We start from the raw sequence: 15,767 nt of genomic DNA on the forward strand, positions 1-15,767 counted from the left end.
GCCTCCCAGGTCCCGGGGCGGGTCCTCAGGACTCCAGCTGCATCCGCTTGGCCTCCGCGGCGAGGTCCGCCTGCCCCGCGACGTCCTCGAGATCGGCGCCCGTGGAGGCGGTGACGGCGGCGCCCACGAGGCCCTCGACGAGCGGCGCCGCGCTCAGCCGCACGCGGCCGGCGAGCTCCGGGTCGAGCATCTCGACGGCGAGGTGGGCGGACATGACGGCGCTGCCGAGGTCCATGAGCACGAGCACGCCGTGGTCGTCCGCCGCGCTCTCGATGGCGGCGGCGATCGCGGCGGCGTCGGTGCCGAGCGCGAGGCCGTCCGGGGCGCTCGGGTCGGCGACGCCGGCCGCGATCGCGATCTCGGGGCCGTCGCCGCGCAGCATCTGCGAGGCGAGGTCCACGGCGGCGCGGGCGAGCGGCGCGGAGTGGGAGACGACGACGATGCCGGTCATCGACCCGCCTCCCCGCTGACGGCGTCCGCGAGCGCCTGCCACAGCAGCACGGTGCTCGCGGCGCCGGGATCAACGTGGCCCACGGAGCGCTCGCCGAGGTAGGAGGCGCGGCCCTTCGTCGCGGTCATCGGGGCGGTGTCGTCCCGACCCTGCGCGGCTGCCGCGGCGCCGGCGGCGACGGCCGCGGCGAGGTCGTCGCCCGCGCCGCGGAAGGCCTCGAGGGCCGGGGTCCAGGCGTCGAGCATCGTCTTCTCCCCGGGGGCCGCCTTCCCGCGGTCCGCGACGCCCTGCACGCCCGCGGCGAGCGCCTCGCCGAGGGCCGCGGCGTCGAGGGACGCCGCGCCGCCGGTCGCGCCGGCCAGGCGGAGGAAGAGGGTCCCGTAGAGCGGGCCGGAGGCGCCGCCGACGGTAGAGACGAGCGTCATCCCCGTCTTCTTCAGCAGCGCGGCCGGGTCCGCGAAGTCGCCCGCGTCGAGCGCCTCGACGACGGCGCGGAAGCCGCGGGACATGTTCGAGCCGTGGTCCGCGTCGCCGATCGCGGCGTCGAGCTCGGTGAGCTCCGCGGCGTGATCGGTGAGGAGGGCGGCGGCGCGGCGCAGCCAGTCCTCGAGCTCGGTGGTGGTCAGCGCAGTCGTGGTCACGGGGCCTCCCTCAGAGTCCGCGTCGCAGGGCCGGGGTGGAGACGGGAGCGTCCCACAGGGCGGTGAGCTCCTCGTCCAGGCGCAGCAGGGTGATCGAGGCGCCCGCCATGTCGAGGCTCGTGATGTAGTTCCCGACGAGCTGCCGGCTGATCCCGACGCCGGCCTCGGCGAGGATCTCGTGGGCGTCCTTGGCGAGGATGTACAGCTCGAGCAGCGGGGTGCCGCCCATGCCGTTGACGAAGAGCAGCACGGGCCCCTCGCCGGGCAGCTCCGCGAGGATCGGATCGAGCAGGCGGCGGGCGACGTCCTTCGCGGGGACGAGCGTCGAGCGGTGGCGGCCGGGCTCGCCGTGGATGCCGATGCCCACCTCGATCTCGTCCTCGCCCAGCTCGAAGCTCGGCTTGCCGTTCGCGGGGACGGTCACGGAGGTGAGCGCGACGCCCATCGAGCGGGCGCGCTCGTTGACGCGGGTCGCGATCGCGGTGACCTCGTCGAGGTCGCGGCCCTCCTCCGCAGCGGCGCCCGCGATCTTCTCGACGAGGACGGTGCCGCCCACGCCGCGGCGGCCCGCGGTGAAGGTGGAGTCCTCGACGGCGACGTCGTCATCGGTGATGACGCTGCGCACCTCGGTGCCGGACTCGGCGGCGGCGAGCTCCGCCGCCATCTCGAAGTTCATGACGTCGCCGGTGTAGTTCTTGACGATCTGGAGCACGCCCGCGCCGCGGTCCACGGCGGCGATCGCGGCGGCCATCTGGTCCGGAACGGGGGAGGTGAACACCTCGCCCGCGCAGGCCGCATCCAGCATGCCGCGTCCCACGAAGCCGCCGTGCAGGGGCTCGTGGCCGCTGCCACCGCCGGAGATCAGGGCGACCCTGCCCTGCTCCTTGGGCTCGGCGCGCAGCAGCACGCGGTGCTCGAGGTCGAGCGTGAGGGCGTCGGGGTGGGCGAGGGCCATGCCCTGCAGGGCGTCGACGACGACGTCGTCGACGGCATCGATGAGCTTCTTCATGCCCGCCAAACTACCCGCGAATGTGGCCGCCGTCACCAGGTGGGAGGCCCGGGTGGCGGGGATGGCGGGAGGTCAGCGGAGGACGGCGGCGCCGTGCGCGGGGACCAGGCCCGGGCCGGCCGACGGGACCCCGTCGATCATGGCGGCGCCGTCGACCGCCTCGAGGATCTCGCCGGGGGCGGGCCGCGGCTCGTCGCCGAGGTTCAGCACGAGCCGCAGCGGCGCCGGGGCTCCCGCCCCGGGATCGCCCCCGTCGGCGCCGCCGGAGGGGCTCAGGACGATCTCGACCGCGGTGTTCTCGAGCGACGCCTCGACGACGGCGACGTGGGCGGTCGCGAGCCAGGGCTCGCGGCGGCGCAGGCCCAGCAGGCGGCGGTGCGCCTCGAGGATCCGCGGGGCGGCGCCGGCCTTCAGGAGGTGGAGCTGGTGCGGCGAGGGGTCCCCGCCCCCGTCGGCCCCGTCAGCCCTGTCGGAGCCGCCGAGCAGGGACGCGGGGTCGTCGGGGAAGGCGGGGCGCACGGCGTCGTCCCCGCCCGGGCGGTCCTCCTTCACGCCCACCGCGCCCAGCTCGTCCCCCGCATAGACGCAGGGAACGCCCGGGAGCAGGGCGAGCAGGGCGATCGCGGGGGCGAGGTCGCGGCCGTCGGGCAGCTGCGACGCGATGCGGGTGGTGTCGTGGTTGCCGAGGAAGGTCAACGGATGCGCGCCGCCCGCCTCGCGGAGGAACTGCTCGTGCCGGCCCAGGGCGTGCGCGAGCTCGAAGAGGTTCCCGTCCCGCAGGGAGGACCAGATCGCCTTCCACAGCTCGTACTGGGTGATCGAGTGCGCGCCCGAGGCGTCCGCGATCGCCGGGTAGTCGCCGTGGATCACCTCGCCGAGCAGCCAGGCCTCGGGGTGCGCGGCCCGCACCCGCGCGAGGATCGGCGCCCACGCCTCGGGGCCCGCGGCGTACAGCGCGTCGAGACGCCAGCCGTCCACGCCGCGGTCGAGCCACAGGCCCATCACCTCGACCACGCGGTCCTGCACCACGGGGTGGGCGAGGTCGAGCTCGACGAGGTCCGCATTGCCCTCGAAGCCGTAGGGGTGCTCGCCGGACCAGCGGATCAGCGCGCCCTCCTCGGTCCCAGGACCCGCGGCGATCGCGCGCCGCGCCACCGGGTGCTGGGCGGAGACGTGGTTGAACACGCCGTCGAGCACCACGCGGATCCCGCGCTCCCGGCATGCGGCGAGCAGGTCCTCGAGGTCCTCCTCGTCCCCGAGCCGCGGATCGATCCGGCGGTGGTCGAGGGTGTCGTAGCCGTGGGAGACCGCGTCGAACACCGGGTTCAGCACGAGCACGTTCGCGCCGAGGGAGACGAGGTGGTCGAGCCAGCCGAGCAGCCGGGGGAGACGGTGGACGACGTTCTCGCCCTCCGCCCCGCCGTACCCCTCGCCCACGAGGTCCTCCCGCTGCCGGGGCGCGCCGCAGAAACCCAACGGGTACACCTGCCAGCAGATCGCGGTGCGCACCCAGTCCGGGACGGGCGGCGCGGCGGGGGAGGTCGCGGGGGAGCTCATGGCGCGATCGTAGGCCCGGCCGCGCTCGAGGCAGAAGGTGGTACCGGCAGTTCCTCCCTCCCGCCGCGGGCCGGGTGCAGGCTGGCACGCATGTACGGAGCGATCATCCACGCCCCCGGCGACGTCCGCCGCGAGGAGCGACCCGACCCCACCCTGCTCGAGCCCACCGATGCGATCGTGCGCACCGTCGCCGCCTGCGTGTGCGGCTCCGACCTCTGGCGCTACCGCGGCATCGCGGACGTCCCCGAGCCCACCCCCATCGGCCACGAGATCTGCGGCGTCGTCACCGCGATCGGCGCCGACGTGCGCACCGTCGCCGTGGGCGACTTCGTCGTCGGCGGCTTCAACCCGTCCGACGGGACCTGCGCCCTGTGCGCGAAGGGAGCGACCGCGAACTGCCTCCACGGTGCCCGCTACGACGGCGCCCAGGCGGAGCAGGTGCGGATCCCGCACGCCGACGGCACCCTCGTCGCGACCCCGTCGATGCCGGAGGACGACCTGGTCCCGAGCCTGCTCGCGCTCTCCGACGTCATGTGCACCGGCTGGCACGCCGCCGTCAGCGCGGGCGTCACCGAGGGCAGCACCGTCGCCGTCGTGGGCGACGGCGCCGTCGGCCTCTGCGCCGTCCTCGCGGCGGTCCAGCTCGGCGCGAGCACCGTGATCGCCATGAGCCGGCACGCCCCGCGGCAGGAGGTCGCCCGCCGCTTCGGCGCCACCCACGTGATCGCCGAGCGCGGCGAGGACGGCGCCGCGGCGGTCAAGGAGCTGACCGACGGGATCGGTGCGGACTGCGTGCTCGAGTGCGTGGGCACCGAGGACGCCCGGCACCAGGCCCTCGCGGTGGTGCGCGACGGCGGGGCGATCGGGCTCGTGGGCGTGCCCCACGGCGACCTGCCCGTGAACGAGCTGTTCTGGCGCAACGTGGGCCTGCGCGGAGGCCCCGCGAACTGCGCCGCCTACCTGCCCGAGCTCCTCGAGAAGGTCCTCACCCGGGAGATCGAGCCCGGGCTCGTCTTCGACCTCGAGCTGCCGCTCGCGGAGATCGGCGAGGCCTACGCGGCGATGGACGAACGGCGCGCGATCAAGGTGCTCGTGCGCCCCTGACGTGCACCCGCCCGGTGAGAGGGCCGGACAATGGGGCGATGATCGACTGGGACCTCGTCTGGCGGGACTACATCGGCATCGGGTGGAGCGGGCTGCTCGGCGTGGTGGTCTCCACCGTCGTGCTCTACCTGTTCTTCTCGCTCGTCGTGCACCTCGCCGGGCCGCGGCTCATGGCGACCGCCTCCGTGGGCAGCTTCGTCGCACTCGCCGTGCTGGGCGGCGTCTCCGCCCGCGCCACCCTCGGGGAGTCGCCCACCCTGCTCGGCGCCCTCGCGGTGCTCACCACGGTGCTGCTCCTCGAGCGATTGCTGGGGACGGTGGGCCGCACGACGCGCGCGCTGCCCGCCCGGGCGCGCCGCCGCCCCGTCGTCGTCATGGTCGCGGGGGAGCCGGTGACAGCGGCGCTGCGCCGCCACCACCTGCCGCGGCGCGACCTCGTGGACCGGCTCCGCACCCAGGGGCTGCTCGAGCTCGAGGAGGCGGCGCTCGTGATCCTCGAGCGGCGCGGGGCGCTCACGGTCGTCCGGCGCGGCAGCCGCATCGACCCGCGGCTCGTCGAGGACGTCGAGGGCATGGAGGCGGTGCCCGCGCAGCTGCTCGTGCGCTGAGCGGCGGCGCGCGACGGTCGCCGCTGGCAGCGCGGCGCCCGGCGGGGCAGGATGCGGGGAGCACCCGTCAGCTGTGAAGGAGCCGCCATGATCCGCCTGCGTCTGGACCTGTTCGCCGAATCCCTCGGGATGGGCACCTCCGCGGTGGTGCTCATGCCGCAGGAGGCCGCCGGGATCGGCATGACGGGGGCGGAGGCCGCCGGGGCCGACGGGCAGGGCGGCGCATCGGCGGGGGTGCCCGTCCTCTACCTCCTGCACGGCCTGAGCGACGACTGCACCATCTGGGAGCGCCGCACCTCGATCGAGCGCTACGCGACCGAGCACGGGATCGCCGTGGTCATGCCCGAGGTGCGCCGCTCCTTCTACAGCGACGAGGCGACCGGGGAGAAGTACTGGACCTGGATCTCCGAGGAGCTGCCTGCGCTGCTGGCCCGCACCTTCCGCATCTCCACCGCCCGCGAGGACACCTTCGTGGCGGGCCTGTCGATGGGCGGGTTCGGCGCGATGAAGCTCGCCCTGCACCACCCGGACCGCTACGCCGCCGCGGCCGCCCTCTCCGGCGCGCTCGATGTCACCACCCTCGACCTCTCCTGGGCGGGCACGCTCGGCGCGCGCGTCTGGGGCGAGCAGGGGCCCGCCGGCACCGACGACGACCTCTTCGCGCTGCTCCGCGCCGCGGACCCCACCACCCTGCCCGCGCTGTGGCTCGACTGCGGCACCGAGGACGGCCTGCTGGACGCGAACGAGCGCTTCGTCGCGCTCGCCGAGGAGCGCGGCGCGGACCTCACCTCGCGCCTGCGCCCCGGCGACCACACCTGGGAGTTCTGGGACGAGGGCATCCAGGACGTGCTCGCCTGGCTGCCGATCCGCCGCTGACGGCGCAGGTCCCGGGGCGGCGGGGCGGCTCAGCGCGGCGGATCAGCGACCGGCCGCGGCATAGATCCGCTCCGCCTTCTCCCGGCTCACCGGCCGCGTCAGCGCGACGATCCCCATGACGACCCCGGTGATCGGCGCGCCGAACGCCACCCACACCGCGAGCGGCACCATGAGGAACATCATCGGGACCGAGTCGCCGGAGACGACGCCGGCCTCCTCGAGCGCCGGCCAGACGGCGAAGATGAGCACGAAGAACACGACGGTCGCGAGCAGCGAGATCGCACCGAAGATCGCTGCGCGCCGGCCGACGGCACGGGCCACGGGATTCTTCCCCCGCTGCACGAGCCCGAGGATCACCAGGGTGATCGACATGACGATGGTGGCGAGGCCCGGGAACCCGATGAATCCGAGCAGCCCGAAGGCCCACGCGATCCGTCCGTCGCGGGTCACGGTGGTCGGGAAGTGCTCCGGGGTCAGCAGATGGGCCGGGGGCGGCACCACCCGGTAGGACGGCGGCACGGGCACCGAGGAGGTGGGCACGGTGGGCGGCGCATCGGAGCCCGACGGCTCGACGGGCGGGGGTGGCAGCGTCATGCGGTCAGCGTAGAGGGGTGCTCGCCGATGGGTCGGCGGGGCCGGGGAGCGGATGGCGCGACCATCGGCCCCGCGGAAGGGGCACGATGGGACCTGCACCCGGGCCGGCGACGGCCACCCCGAACCTCCAGGAGCTCCCGTGGCCCACTTCGCCGTCCGCTACACCTACGTCGACGATGCCGCGCTGCTCGACGCGCACCGTCCGGACCACCGCGCGTTCCTGCGCGGCCTGCACGAGGCGGGGCACCTCGCGCTCTCCGGTCCCCTCGGCGGCGAGCCGGCCGGCGGGCTGCTCGTGCTCGAGGGCGAGAGCCCCGAGGCAGTGCTCGCCCTGCTCGACGAGGACCCGTTCCGGAAGGTCGGCGCTCTCGCCGAGCGCGAGGCGCGCGAGTGGACCGTCGTCATCGGGGAGCTCCCCGCGCGCTGAGCAGCCGGGCTCAGGCCGAGCCGGGGGCGCTCAGTCGCCCCGCGGATCCCCGTCGAGCCCGTCCTCGGCCTGGCGCGCCCGCTCCTGGCCGGCGGCGCGCATGTCCAGCGCCCGGCCCACGGTGGCGCGGGTCGCGACCTCGGAGCCGACGATCACGACCGGCAGGTTCCCCGGTCCGCCGAGCTCCTCGACGAGGCGCTCGGCGTCCTCGTCCTTCGCGGCGTTGACCCACGCGAGGTCCTCGCGCGGGGTGCGCAGCGCCGTCTGCAGGCGCGCGGAGAGCGGATCGCCCGGCGCCCACACGATGATCGTCACCGCATCGGAGCGGCGGTGCATCGCCTCGGCGAGCGGCTCGTGCGGACCCTGCCGCAGAGGGCTCGTCCAATAGGCCATGAACAGGGCGAACAGTGCCAGGAGCACACCCGCGAGCAGCTGGTCCGCGGCCACGGCGAGCACCACGGCGAGCAGCAGCCCGCCGATCGCGAGCGCGGCCGGCCGCAGCCAGGCGCGACGTCCCAGGGCCTCCATCAGCGTGCTCCTGCGAAGGCGGGCATCAGATCATCACCGCGGTCGCGGAGCGCTGGTTCGCCTCCGTGACGATCGCGTCCCGCAGGGCGGAGACGGCGGGGATCGACAGGGCGCCCTTGCGGTTGATGAGGCCGATCGTGCGGGCCTCGAGCTCGGGCAGCGTGCGCACGGTGACGCCCTCGACGTGGGAGGCCTCGAGCACCGTCTCCGGCAGCAGGGCGACGCCGCCGCCGTGCTGGACGAGCCGCTGGACGACGAGGCCGTCGTCGGTGGAGTGGCGCACGGTGGGCGTGAAGCCCGCGCGGCGGGCGGAGCTCAGCAGGTTCGCGCGACAGCGCTCGCAGCCGGCGATCCAGGGATCCTTCGCGAGGTCCGCGAGGGTGAGGTCCGGGTTCTCGGCTCGGGGATCGGTGGAGGGGAGCACCGCGAGCACGCGGTCCTCGACGAGCGGGCTCCACTCGAGAGTGCCCTCGTCGTCGATGTTCGAGCAGGGGTAGCGGAACACGAGCGCGAGGTCGAGCTCGCCCTCGCGCAACTGGGTGATCGCGTCCGGCGGCTCGAGCTCCTCGAAGCGCACATCGAGATCGGGCGCGGTCTCCTGGAGACGTGCGAGCACGGGCGGCAGCAGCACCGCGGCGGCGGAGGGGAAGGTCCCGAAGCGCACGGAGCCGCGGCGCAGGGCGGTGATGTCCGCGAGCTCCTCCTCGGCGGCGTGCAGCTGGGCGGCGATCGCCTCGGCGTGCGCGGCGAGGCGGCGGCCGGCCTCCGTGGGGGTGATGCCCGAGGAGGAGCGCAGCAGCAGCGTCGTGCCGATCTCCTTCTCGAGGGCGGCGAGGTGCTGGGACACGGCGGGCTGCGTCCAGCCCAGCTCGCGCGCGCCGGCGCCGATCGAGCCGTTGCGCACCACGGTGCGGTAGATGAGCAGTCGACGGGGGTCCATGCCTCCATCGTAGGCGTGGGGCGCAAGCTGTGCTTATGACTTTGGCCTCGGCGTCTACTCCTTGTCGGGCTGAAGAAACTCCTGCTCTTCCTGAGGTGAACCGGCAGGGATGGGGTCGTCCTTGCGCATCGCCTCCCGGAACGCCCGCACGCCTCCGGAGAGCCTGCCTGCACCGGATCGGACGTGCACGACGGTGTCGTCGCCGAACTGCTTCGCGGCGTTCGCTCCGCCGACACCGGTCTCGATGACCTTGTCGCGCATCTCTCCGGCGGCGGTGCGCCAGCGCTTCACCGAGGCGGAGTCGTGGCCGTCCTCGATCTCGAGTGCCGTCTGGAACTGGAGGACGTCGGTGACCACGTGGTTGCTCGAGGTCACGGCTGATCGTGCCGCGAGCGGTGACAGCAGGACCTTGGAGTTCGCGCGTCGGATCGTCGCGTTCATCCTCTCGAGCAGCAGCTCGGTGGTGCGGTGGATCGCTGACAGCCGCTTCTCGCGTGCGGACCTGAGCCCGAGTCGGTGACGGTCGAGATCTTCCGGCTCGCCGTCGAGGACGCGATCGAGCTCGAGCACGGTGAGCGCATCCTGGAGCTGGACGCAGTGGGCGATCACCGCGAGCCACTCCTTGACCTTCGGCTCGGCATCCTTCGCCGCGTTCGCGACCTCGCTCACCTTTGCCGTCTCGACCTTCTCCGCGAGGGCGTCGATCTGTCGCAGGGCGTACGCCTCGGTGCGTGCGATCGTGAAGCCTGCGCTCTGGACCTTGGACCAGGTGATCTCCGAAACCCTGCCGACGTCCTCCCGGACGGCCATGGCCTCCTCGATGAGAAGATCGACGCCGATCATGTCGGCGAGGACCGCGTCCTTCTGGGCTCGCAGGATGTCGTCGACCTTCTGGTCGATGACGGCAAGATACTCGCCCAGCTCGTCGATGGACTGCTGCAGCGCCATCTGGGACATCATCGCTGCGGACATCGCGAGCAGAGCCGGGGGTGCCACCGATGCCGCGGCGGGGACGAACTGAAGATTCTTGGTGAACTGGCCGTTCGTGGCGCGCAGCGTCGCGTGGAGATTGCCGGTGGTGGCGTTCTTGACCATGGGGAGGGTCTTCATCGCGCGCGCCGACTCGTCGGTCAGCTTGAGCCAGCGACCCGATTGCTCGGCGGCGACCGAGCCTGCCTGGGCGAGTGCGGCCGCTCCGAAGGTGGCCCTCCCGGCCAGCCTGCTCAGCCCGAGGTCCGTCCCCACCAATCCGTTCGATGTCAGGAACGCATCGACCGCATTGGTCTCTCCGATGACGGCGAGGCCGTCCCCGTCGCTCATCACTTCGATCTCGTTCGTCACTGCGCAGGCTCCGGGGCTCTGGGGCAGCGGCGCTGCCTCGTCAGTCAGATTGTCGTGGTCTGTCACGACATTCGAGTGGCCGTTCGCCGCGAAAGTCCCGCATTGTGACGTGACTGTGTCCTCGTTGCGGCGCGAGGAGGGCGCCCGCCCCGGATCCCCCGGGACGGGCGCCCTCGCGCGCGTCGGCCGCTCAGCCCTGGACGGGAGGCAGCCCCAGGTTCTCGCGCAGCGTGGTCCCCGCGTACTCCGTGGGGTAGATCCCGCGCTCCTGGAGGCGCGGCACCAGGTGGTCGACGATGTCGTCGAGGCCGGAGGGGATGAGCCACGGCGTGATGTTCAGGCCGTCGATCGCGCCGAGCGCCGCGAACTGGCCCAGGCGGTCCGCCACCCGGTCGTAGCTGCCCACGAACTCGCCGCGGCGGGCGCCGGACTTCTCGCGGGCGAACTCCAGGATCGACAGACCCTTCTCCGCCGCCTCGGCGCGCCAGGCGGCCGTGAGCTCCTTCGCCTTCGCGAACTGGAAGCCCGCGCCGCGGGTGACGTCGGACTGCTCGATCTCCGGCTCGACGTCCGGCAGCGGGCCGTCGGGGTCGAAGTCGGAGAGGTCGCGGCCCCAGTACTGCTCGAGCAGGGCGATCGCCTGCTGCGGGCCGATCTGGTGGTCGCGCACCCAGATGCGCTTCTCCTCGGCCTCGGCGTCGGTCGCGCCGAGGATGATCTCCGCACCCGGCAGGATCTTCACCGCCTGCGGGTCGCGGCCCGCGGCGATCGTCGCGTCGACCACCGAGCGGCGGAAGTCCGCGGCGGCGGCGAGGGTGCCGTGCGGGGAGAAGATGACGTCGGCCGTGCGGCCGGCGAAGGCCTGACCGGCGGGGGAGGCCCCGGCCTGGAAGAGCACCGGCTCGCCCTGCGCGGAGCGCGGCAGGGTGCCGCGGGCGGCGACGTCGTAGTGCTGGCCGTGGTGGTCGATCTGCTCGCCGCGCCACAGCTGCTGGGCGACCTTCACGAACGCCTCGGCGTGCACGTAGCGGTCCTCGTGGTCGAGGTAGCCGCCGCGGCGGAAGTTCTCGCCGGTCCACGCGTTGTCCGTCGTGACGATGTTCCATCCGGCGCGGCCGCCGGAGAGCAGGTCGAGGGTCTGCAGGCGCCGTGCGAGGTCCACCGGGTCGTTGTAGGTGGTGTTCTGCGTGGCGACCAGGCCGATGCTCTCGGTGATCGCGGCGAGGCCGGCGAGAAGGGTCTGCGCGTCGGGCCGGCCGGCGACGTCGAGCTCGAGCGGCACGCCGCGGTGCTCGCGCAGGCGCAGCCCCTCGCCCAGGAAGAAGGCGGCGAAGCGACCGCGCTCGGCGGTGCGGATGAGCGTCTCGAAGGACTCCCAGGCGATCTGCGAGCCGGAGCGCTCGGAGCGCCACACGGTCGAGGAGTTCACGCCCTGGAAGAACGCGCCGAAGGACAGCTGCCCGGTGGGCGTGTGCTCGGGGTGCAGGGGGTGCTCGACGGGCCCGGTCGCGAGACCCTGGGCCTCCTCGGAGAGGGCGGGCAGGGTGGGGACGGCGGTCATCGGCTCTCCTCGGTGGTGGATGCGGCGGCGGCGAGACGGGCGCGGTCCGCGCGGCGGGCCGGGTCCTCGTCCCGCACCGCGGCGGGCAGGCCCAGCTGGGCGCGCAGGTCGGTGCCGGCGGCGGGGGCGGGGGCGACGAGGTCGTCCTCGCGGAGCGACGCGGCGAGCGCGCCGAGACGCGCGGCGAGGGCCTGCGGGTCCCCGCTCAGGTCGAGGCCGACGAGCCGCACGAGGCGCACGGCGGAGGCGCCGTCCCCGCGCACGGCCGCCTCGAGCTCGCCCGCGACGACGGCGCGCAGCTGGTCACCCGCGGCCTGCGGATCGGTGAGGTCGGGGCTCGTGAGGTCGAGCCCGGTGAGGTCCACGTCGAGGGCGCGGCCGTCGGCCAGCTGCTCGGCGACCTTCTCCCCGGCGGCGGCGCGGTCGGCGTCCGCGAGCAGCACGGGCAGCACGCCCTGCGGGGAGCGCGGGGTGATCGCGGGCCCGCGCACGGAGAAGGTCTCGCCCTCGAAGTCCGCGTACTGCAGGCGGGCGGCGTCGATGTAGAGGCCGCGCTCGGCGTCCCGCACCTCGGCGTCCTCCGCCCAGGAGTCCCACACGAGGCGGGAGGCGGTGAGGACGTCCGCCGCCTCCTGAGCGGCGGCCTCGGCGCCGAGCACCTCGCGGCCCACGGCGTGCGCGGCCTCGGGGGTGTCCTCGACGGCGAGCAGCCAGCCGGCGCGGCCGGCGGCCACGTGGTCCAGGCTCATGAGCTGGGTCGCCAGGTGGAAGGGCTCCACGTGGACGGCATCGGTGCGCGGCAGCAGCCCGAGCGCCGTGGTGGCGGGCGCGAGGTGCGCGGCGACGTGGACCGGGTGCAGGCCGCCGTCGCTGAGGGTCAGCGCACCGATCCCGGCGGCCTCGAGGGCGCGGGCGAGGGCGCCGAGCGCCGGCAGCGCGGCGGGATCGGTGACGAGGTCGACGGCGAGCACGGGCGCGGGTGCGGCCGCGCCTGCGCTGTTCTGGGGTGTGGTCACGGGTTCTCCTTCGTGTGGACGGTGGACTCGGTGAGGGCCTCCTCCGTGAGGTGCCAGCGGTCGAGCACCTTCGCGTAGGTCCCCTCCTCGATGAGGGCGTTGAGGGCCGCGGCGTAGGCCTCGGCGAGGGCGCTGCCCCGCTGGAAGGTCGCGGCGACGAGGGTCTTGTCCGGCCAGCCGGCGTCGATCTTCCCCTGCACCTCGACGTCGTCGCGGCGGTCCGCGACGAAGGAGACGGAGGCGAAGGGGGCGAGGTAGCCGTCGATCCGGCCGGAGCCGAGGGCGAGCAGGGTGTCCGCCTCGGTCGAGTAGTTCTTGAGCTCGGCCGGCTCCTTGCCGTCCTTCTCGAGCTGCGCGTTCCACTCCTTGAGGATGTTCTCCTGGTTGGTCGCGGCGCCCACGGCGATGATGCGGCCGCTGATCGACTCCGCGTCGGAGAGCTGGAACTCGGCGCCCTTCTTCGCGAGGAAGGCCATGAACGCCGCGCGATAGGAGGCGAAGTCGAACTTCTCGAGGCGCTCGGCGTTGATGCCGATGTTCGAATGGACGACGTCGAACTCGCCGGCCTCGAGCTTGAGCGGCCAGTTCTCCCAGGTGGTCTGGAGCAGCTCCATCTCGAGGCCGAGCTTGTCCGCGACGATCCGGGCGATGTCGATCTCGGAGCCGATGTAGGTCGTGTTGTCGTCGGCGAGGAAGGCGAGCGGGGCGCTGCCGGAGCCGTTGGTGCCCACGCGGACCTTGCCGGTGTCGGCGATCTCCTTGGGCACGAGCGCGGCGATCGCGTCGTCGGCGGTGGAGCGGATGAGCTCCTGGGTGCCGGAGGTGTCGATCGAGCCGCCGGTCGCGCCGCCGCCGTCGGAGGCGCCGCCCGCGTCGGAGCCGCTGCCGCCGCCGGTCGCGGTGGCGACCGGGTCCGAGCAGGCGGCGAGGGCGACGACGGGCAGCGCGAGGCCGCCCAGGGCGAGCGCGCGGCGGGATATCGAGGGGAGGGTGCGGGTCATCGGTGGTCCTCTGGGGCTGCGGAGGGGCTGGTGGGGGAGTCGGGGCCGACGGGGGCGGCGTCGGGCGCCTCGGGGCCGCCGCTGCGCACGTGCTGCAGGAAGCTGCGGGTGCGCTCGTGGGCGGGGGCGTCGATCACCTGGGACGGCGGGCCCTGCTCGACGATCCGGCCGTGGTCCATGAACACGACGGTGTCCGCCACGTCCCGGGCGAAGGAGATCTCGTGCGTGACGATGACGAGCGTGGTGCCCGCGCTCGCGAGGCCGCGGATCACCGCGAGCACCTCCTCGACCAGCTCGGGGTCCAGGGCGGAGGTGGGCTCGTCGAAGAGCAGCACGCTGGGGTCCAGGGCGAGCGCGCGGGCGATCGCGACGCGCTGCTGCTGGCCGCCGGAGAGCTGGCGCGGGTAGGCGCCGGCGCGGTCCTCGAGGCCCACGAGGGCGAGCAGCTCGCGTGCACGGGCCTCCGCCTGCGCCTTGGGCACGCCGAGCGCGCGGCGCGGCGCCTCGGTGATGTTGGCGAGGGCGGTGCGGTGGGCGAAGAGGTTGAAGGACTGGAACACCATGCCGATGCGGGTGCGCTGGCGCAGCACCTCCTTCTCGCTCAGCTCGTGGAGCAGGTCGCCCTGGCGGCGGTAGCCGATGACCTCGCCGTCGAGCGTGATGAGACCGGAGTCCACGGGCTCGAGGTGGTTGATGGTGCGCAGCAGGGTGGACTTCCCGGAGCCGGAGGGGCCCAGGATCGCGGTGACCTCGCCGGGGCGCACGGTGAGGTCGATGCCGCGCAGCACCTCGAGGTCGCCGAAGGACTTGCGGACCCCGCGGATCTCGACGAGCCCGCCGCGCGGGGCGGCGTGGGTGGTGCTCGAGGTGGCGGCCGGAGCGGTGGCAGGTGGGGTGGCGGTGCTCATGCGGAGGCTCCTTCGCGGGCGGAGGCGGTCGTGGAGCGCGCGCCGCGGCCGCGCAGGCCGGCGCGGAGCCGCTGCAGCGGGGTGGGCGGCAGGGTGCGCAGGGCACCCTTCGCGTAGTGCCGCTCGATGTAGTACTGGCCGATCGAGAGCAGCGAGGTGATCACGACGTACCAGAGCGTCGCGACGAGCAGCATGGGCAGCACCTGCTGGGTGCGGCCGTAGATGAGCTGGACGGTGAAGAACAGCTCGGCGTGCGCGAGGACATAGACGATCGAGGTGCCCTTGACCAAGCCGATCACCTCGTTGAACGCCGAGGGCAGGATCGCCCGCATGGCCTGCGGCAGCACGATCCGCAGGGAGCGGTCGCGGGCGGGCAGGCCCAGCGCGGAGGCCGCCTCGAGCTGACCCTGGTCCACGGAGAGGATGCCGCCGCGGATCAGCTCCGCCGCGTAGGCCGCCTGGTGCAGGCCCAGACCCAGCACCGCGGCGAGCATCGGCGTCATGAGGTCGCTCGTGCGGGCGTCGAAGAAGGTGACGTCGGTGAGCGGGATGCCGAGGGTGAAGCGCTCGTAGAGGTAGCCGAGGTTGTACCAGAGCAGCAGCTGCACGAGCATCGGCGTGGAGCGGAACACCCACGAGAACGTCCAGGCCACGCCGGAGACGAGCGAGGACGGCGAGAGCCGCATGAGGGCGAGGACGAGGCCCAGGCCGAAGCCCACGGCGCCCGCGAGGGCGGTGAGGTGGAGGGTCTCGAGCAGGCCGCGGATGATCGACTCCGCGAAGAACCACTGCGCGACGACGCCCCACTCCCAGCGCGGGTTGGTCGCGAAGGACCAGGCGACGAGCGCCACGAGCAGCGTGACGACGACCGCGAGCACGACCCGTCCCGGGTGGCGGGCGGGGACGACGCGCAGCCGCGAGAGGTCCTCGTCGCTGAGCGTGGAGATCGAGCCGGGGCCGACGGGCGCCGCGGCGCCGGTCGCGTCGGTGGCCGGCGCGGCCGCATCGACGGCGGCGGACGGCGGCGCACAGGCGGCGTCCGCCCGGGCGCCGGGCGCCGCGGGGCGCTGCGTCTCGAGGGCAGAGGGGAGAGCCATGGGGCCGTCCTTCCGTGACGGGAGATGAACCGCACCGCGGTCATCGGTTGCGAGGATCGCGACCTTAAGTGACTCTAATGGGTGTCCAAGGAGTGCACTATGGCGCGG

At 73.9% G+C, this 15,767-nt stretch carries 17 protein-coding genes; 4 read left to right on the forward strand and 13 right to left on the reverse strand.

Annotated features, from left to right (window positions below; genetic code table 11):
• Positions 1–25: 25 nt before the first annotated feature.
• The 4 genes from dhaM to C1N80_RS03700 form a co-directional block, all read right to left on the reverse strand.
• The gene (gene dhaM / locus C1N80_RS03685) at positions 26–451 is read right to left on the reverse strand and encodes a dihydroxyacetone kinase phosphoryl donor subunit DhaM (RefSeq protein WP_137769540.1); all 426 of its coding nucleotides are present in this window, start codon (positions 449–451) and stop codon (positions 26–28) included.
• Entirely contained in the window at positions 448–1,092 is a 645-nt protein-coding gene (gene dhaL / locus C1N80_RS03690) for a dihydroxyacetone kinase subunit DhaL (RefSeq protein ID WP_137769541.1), read from the reverse strand. Before dhaL ends, dhaM begins: the two co-directional genes overlap by 4 nt.
• Positions 1,093–1,102: 10 nt before the next feature.
• Complete coding sequence (dhaK, locus tag C1N80_RS03695) at positions 1,103–2,101, reverse strand: dihydroxyacetone kinase subunit DhaK (protein WP_137769542.1); 999 nt, start codon at positions 2,099–2,101, stop codon at positions 1,103–1,105.
• A 72-nt stretch (positions 2,102–2,173) separates the two neighbouring features.
• Positions 2,174–3,658 (reverse strand): alpha-amylase family glycosyl hydrolase, encoded by a 1,485-nt coding sequence (locus C1N80_RS03700; RefSeq protein WP_137769543.1) that lies wholly within the window; start codon positions 3,656–3,658, stop codon positions 2,174–2,176.
• Positions 3,659–3,748: 90 nt separating this feature from the next.
• Between C1N80_RS03700 and C1N80_RS03705 the strand changes: the two genes are divergently transcribed.
• The 3 genes from C1N80_RS03705 (at position 3,749) to C1N80_RS03715 (ending at position 6,246) form a co-directional block, all read left to right on the forward strand.
• Positions 3,749–4,762 (forward strand): zinc-dependent alcohol dehydrogenase family protein, encoded by a 1,014-nt coding sequence (locus C1N80_RS03705; RefSeq protein WP_137769544.1) that lies wholly within the window; start codon positions 3,749–3,751, stop codon positions 4,760–4,762.
• Positions 4,763–4,800: 38 nt separating this feature from the next.
• A complete protein-coding gene (locus C1N80_RS03710; protein WP_137769545.1) occupies positions 4,801–5,370 on the forward strand; it encodes a YetF domain-containing protein in 570 nt (189 codons plus the stop codon).
• Between the two features lie 87 nt (positions 5,371–5,457).
• A complete protein-coding gene (locus C1N80_RS03715; protein ID WP_137769546.1) occupies positions 5,458–6,246 on the forward strand; it encodes an alpha/beta hydrolase family protein in 789 nt (262 codons plus the stop codon).
• A 42-nt stretch (positions 6,247–6,288) separates the two neighbouring features.
• Here the strand turns inward: C1N80_RS03715 and C1N80_RS03720 are convergent, their stop codons facing one another.
• Complete coding sequence (locus C1N80_RS03720; protein ID WP_137769547.1) at positions 6,289–6,840, reverse strand: hypothetical protein; 552 nt, start codon at positions 6,838–6,840, stop codon at positions 6,289–6,291.
• Between the two features lie 139 nt (positions 6,841–6,979).
• On the opposite strand from C1N80_RS03720, the gene C1N80_RS03725 reads away from it, so the two are divergent.
• On the forward strand, positions 6,980–7,267 hold the full coding sequence (locus tag C1N80_RS03725; protein WP_137769548.1) for a YciI family protein: 288 nt from the start codon (positions 6,980–6,982) through the stop codon (positions 7,265–7,267).
• A gap of 30 nt (positions 7,268–7,297) precedes the next feature.
• On the opposite strand, the gene C1N80_RS03730 is transcribed toward C1N80_RS03725, so the two are convergent.
• The 8 genes from C1N80_RS03730 to C1N80_RS03765 all read right to left on the reverse strand — a co-directional run bounded on the left by C1N80_RS03730 (position 7,298) and on the right by C1N80_RS03765 (position 15,659).
• Complete coding sequence (locus tag C1N80_RS03730; RefSeq protein WP_205750671.1) at positions 7,298–7,795, reverse strand: hypothetical protein; 498 nt, start codon at positions 7,793–7,795, stop codon at positions 7,298–7,300.
• Positions 7,796–7,820: 25 nt separating this feature from the next.
• On the reverse strand, positions 7,821–8,735 hold the full coding sequence (locus tag C1N80_RS03735; protein ID WP_137769549.1) for a LysR family transcriptional regulator: 915 nt from the start codon (positions 8,733–8,735) through the stop codon (positions 7,821–7,823).
• 54 nt (positions 8,736–8,789) lie between these two features.
• The gene (locus C1N80_RS03740; protein WP_137769550.1) at positions 8,790–10,076 is read right to left on the reverse strand and encodes a hypothetical protein; all 1,287 of its coding nucleotides are present in this window, start codon (positions 10,074–10,076) and stop codon (positions 8,790–8,792) included.
• Between the two features lie 190 nt (positions 10,077–10,266).
• The gene (locus C1N80_RS03745; protein WP_137769551.1) at positions 10,267–11,637 is read right to left on the reverse strand and encodes an LLM class flavin-dependent oxidoreductase; all 1,371 of its coding nucleotides are present in this window, start codon (positions 11,635–11,637) and stop codon (positions 10,267–10,269) included.
• On the reverse strand, positions 11,634–12,653 hold the full coding sequence (locus tag C1N80_RS03750; protein ID WP_137769552.1) for an LLM class flavin-dependent oxidoreductase: 1,020 nt from the start codon (positions 12,651–12,653) through the stop codon (positions 11,634–11,636). Before C1N80_RS03750 ends, C1N80_RS03745 begins: the two co-directional genes overlap by 4 nt.
• The gene (locus C1N80_RS03755) at positions 12,650–13,654 is read right to left on the reverse strand and encodes a transporter substrate-binding domain-containing protein (RefSeq protein WP_137769553.1); all 1,005 of its coding nucleotides are present in this window, start codon (positions 13,652–13,654) and stop codon (positions 12,650–12,652) included. Before C1N80_RS03755 ends, C1N80_RS03750 begins: the two co-directional genes overlap by 4 nt.
• Entirely contained in the window at positions 13,651–14,562 is a 912-nt protein-coding gene (locus C1N80_RS03760; RefSeq protein ID WP_137769554.1) for an amino acid ABC transporter ATP-binding protein, read from the reverse strand. The genes C1N80_RS03755 and C1N80_RS03760 overlap by 4 nt, the downstream gene beginning before the upstream one ends.
• Complete coding sequence (locus C1N80_RS03765) at positions 14,559–15,659, reverse strand: amino acid ABC transporter permease (RefSeq protein ID WP_240811220.1); 1,101 nt, start codon at positions 15,657–15,659, stop codon at positions 14,559–14,561. The genes C1N80_RS03760 and C1N80_RS03765 overlap by 4 nt, the downstream gene beginning before the upstream one ends.
• Between the last annotated feature and the right edge of the window lie 108 nt (positions 15,660–15,767).

Source organism: Brachybacterium sp. SGAir0954 (assembly GCF_005490785.1).
Lineage (GTDB): Bacteria > Actinomycetota > Actinomycetes > Actinomycetales > Dermabacteraceae > Brachybacterium > Brachybacterium rhamnosum.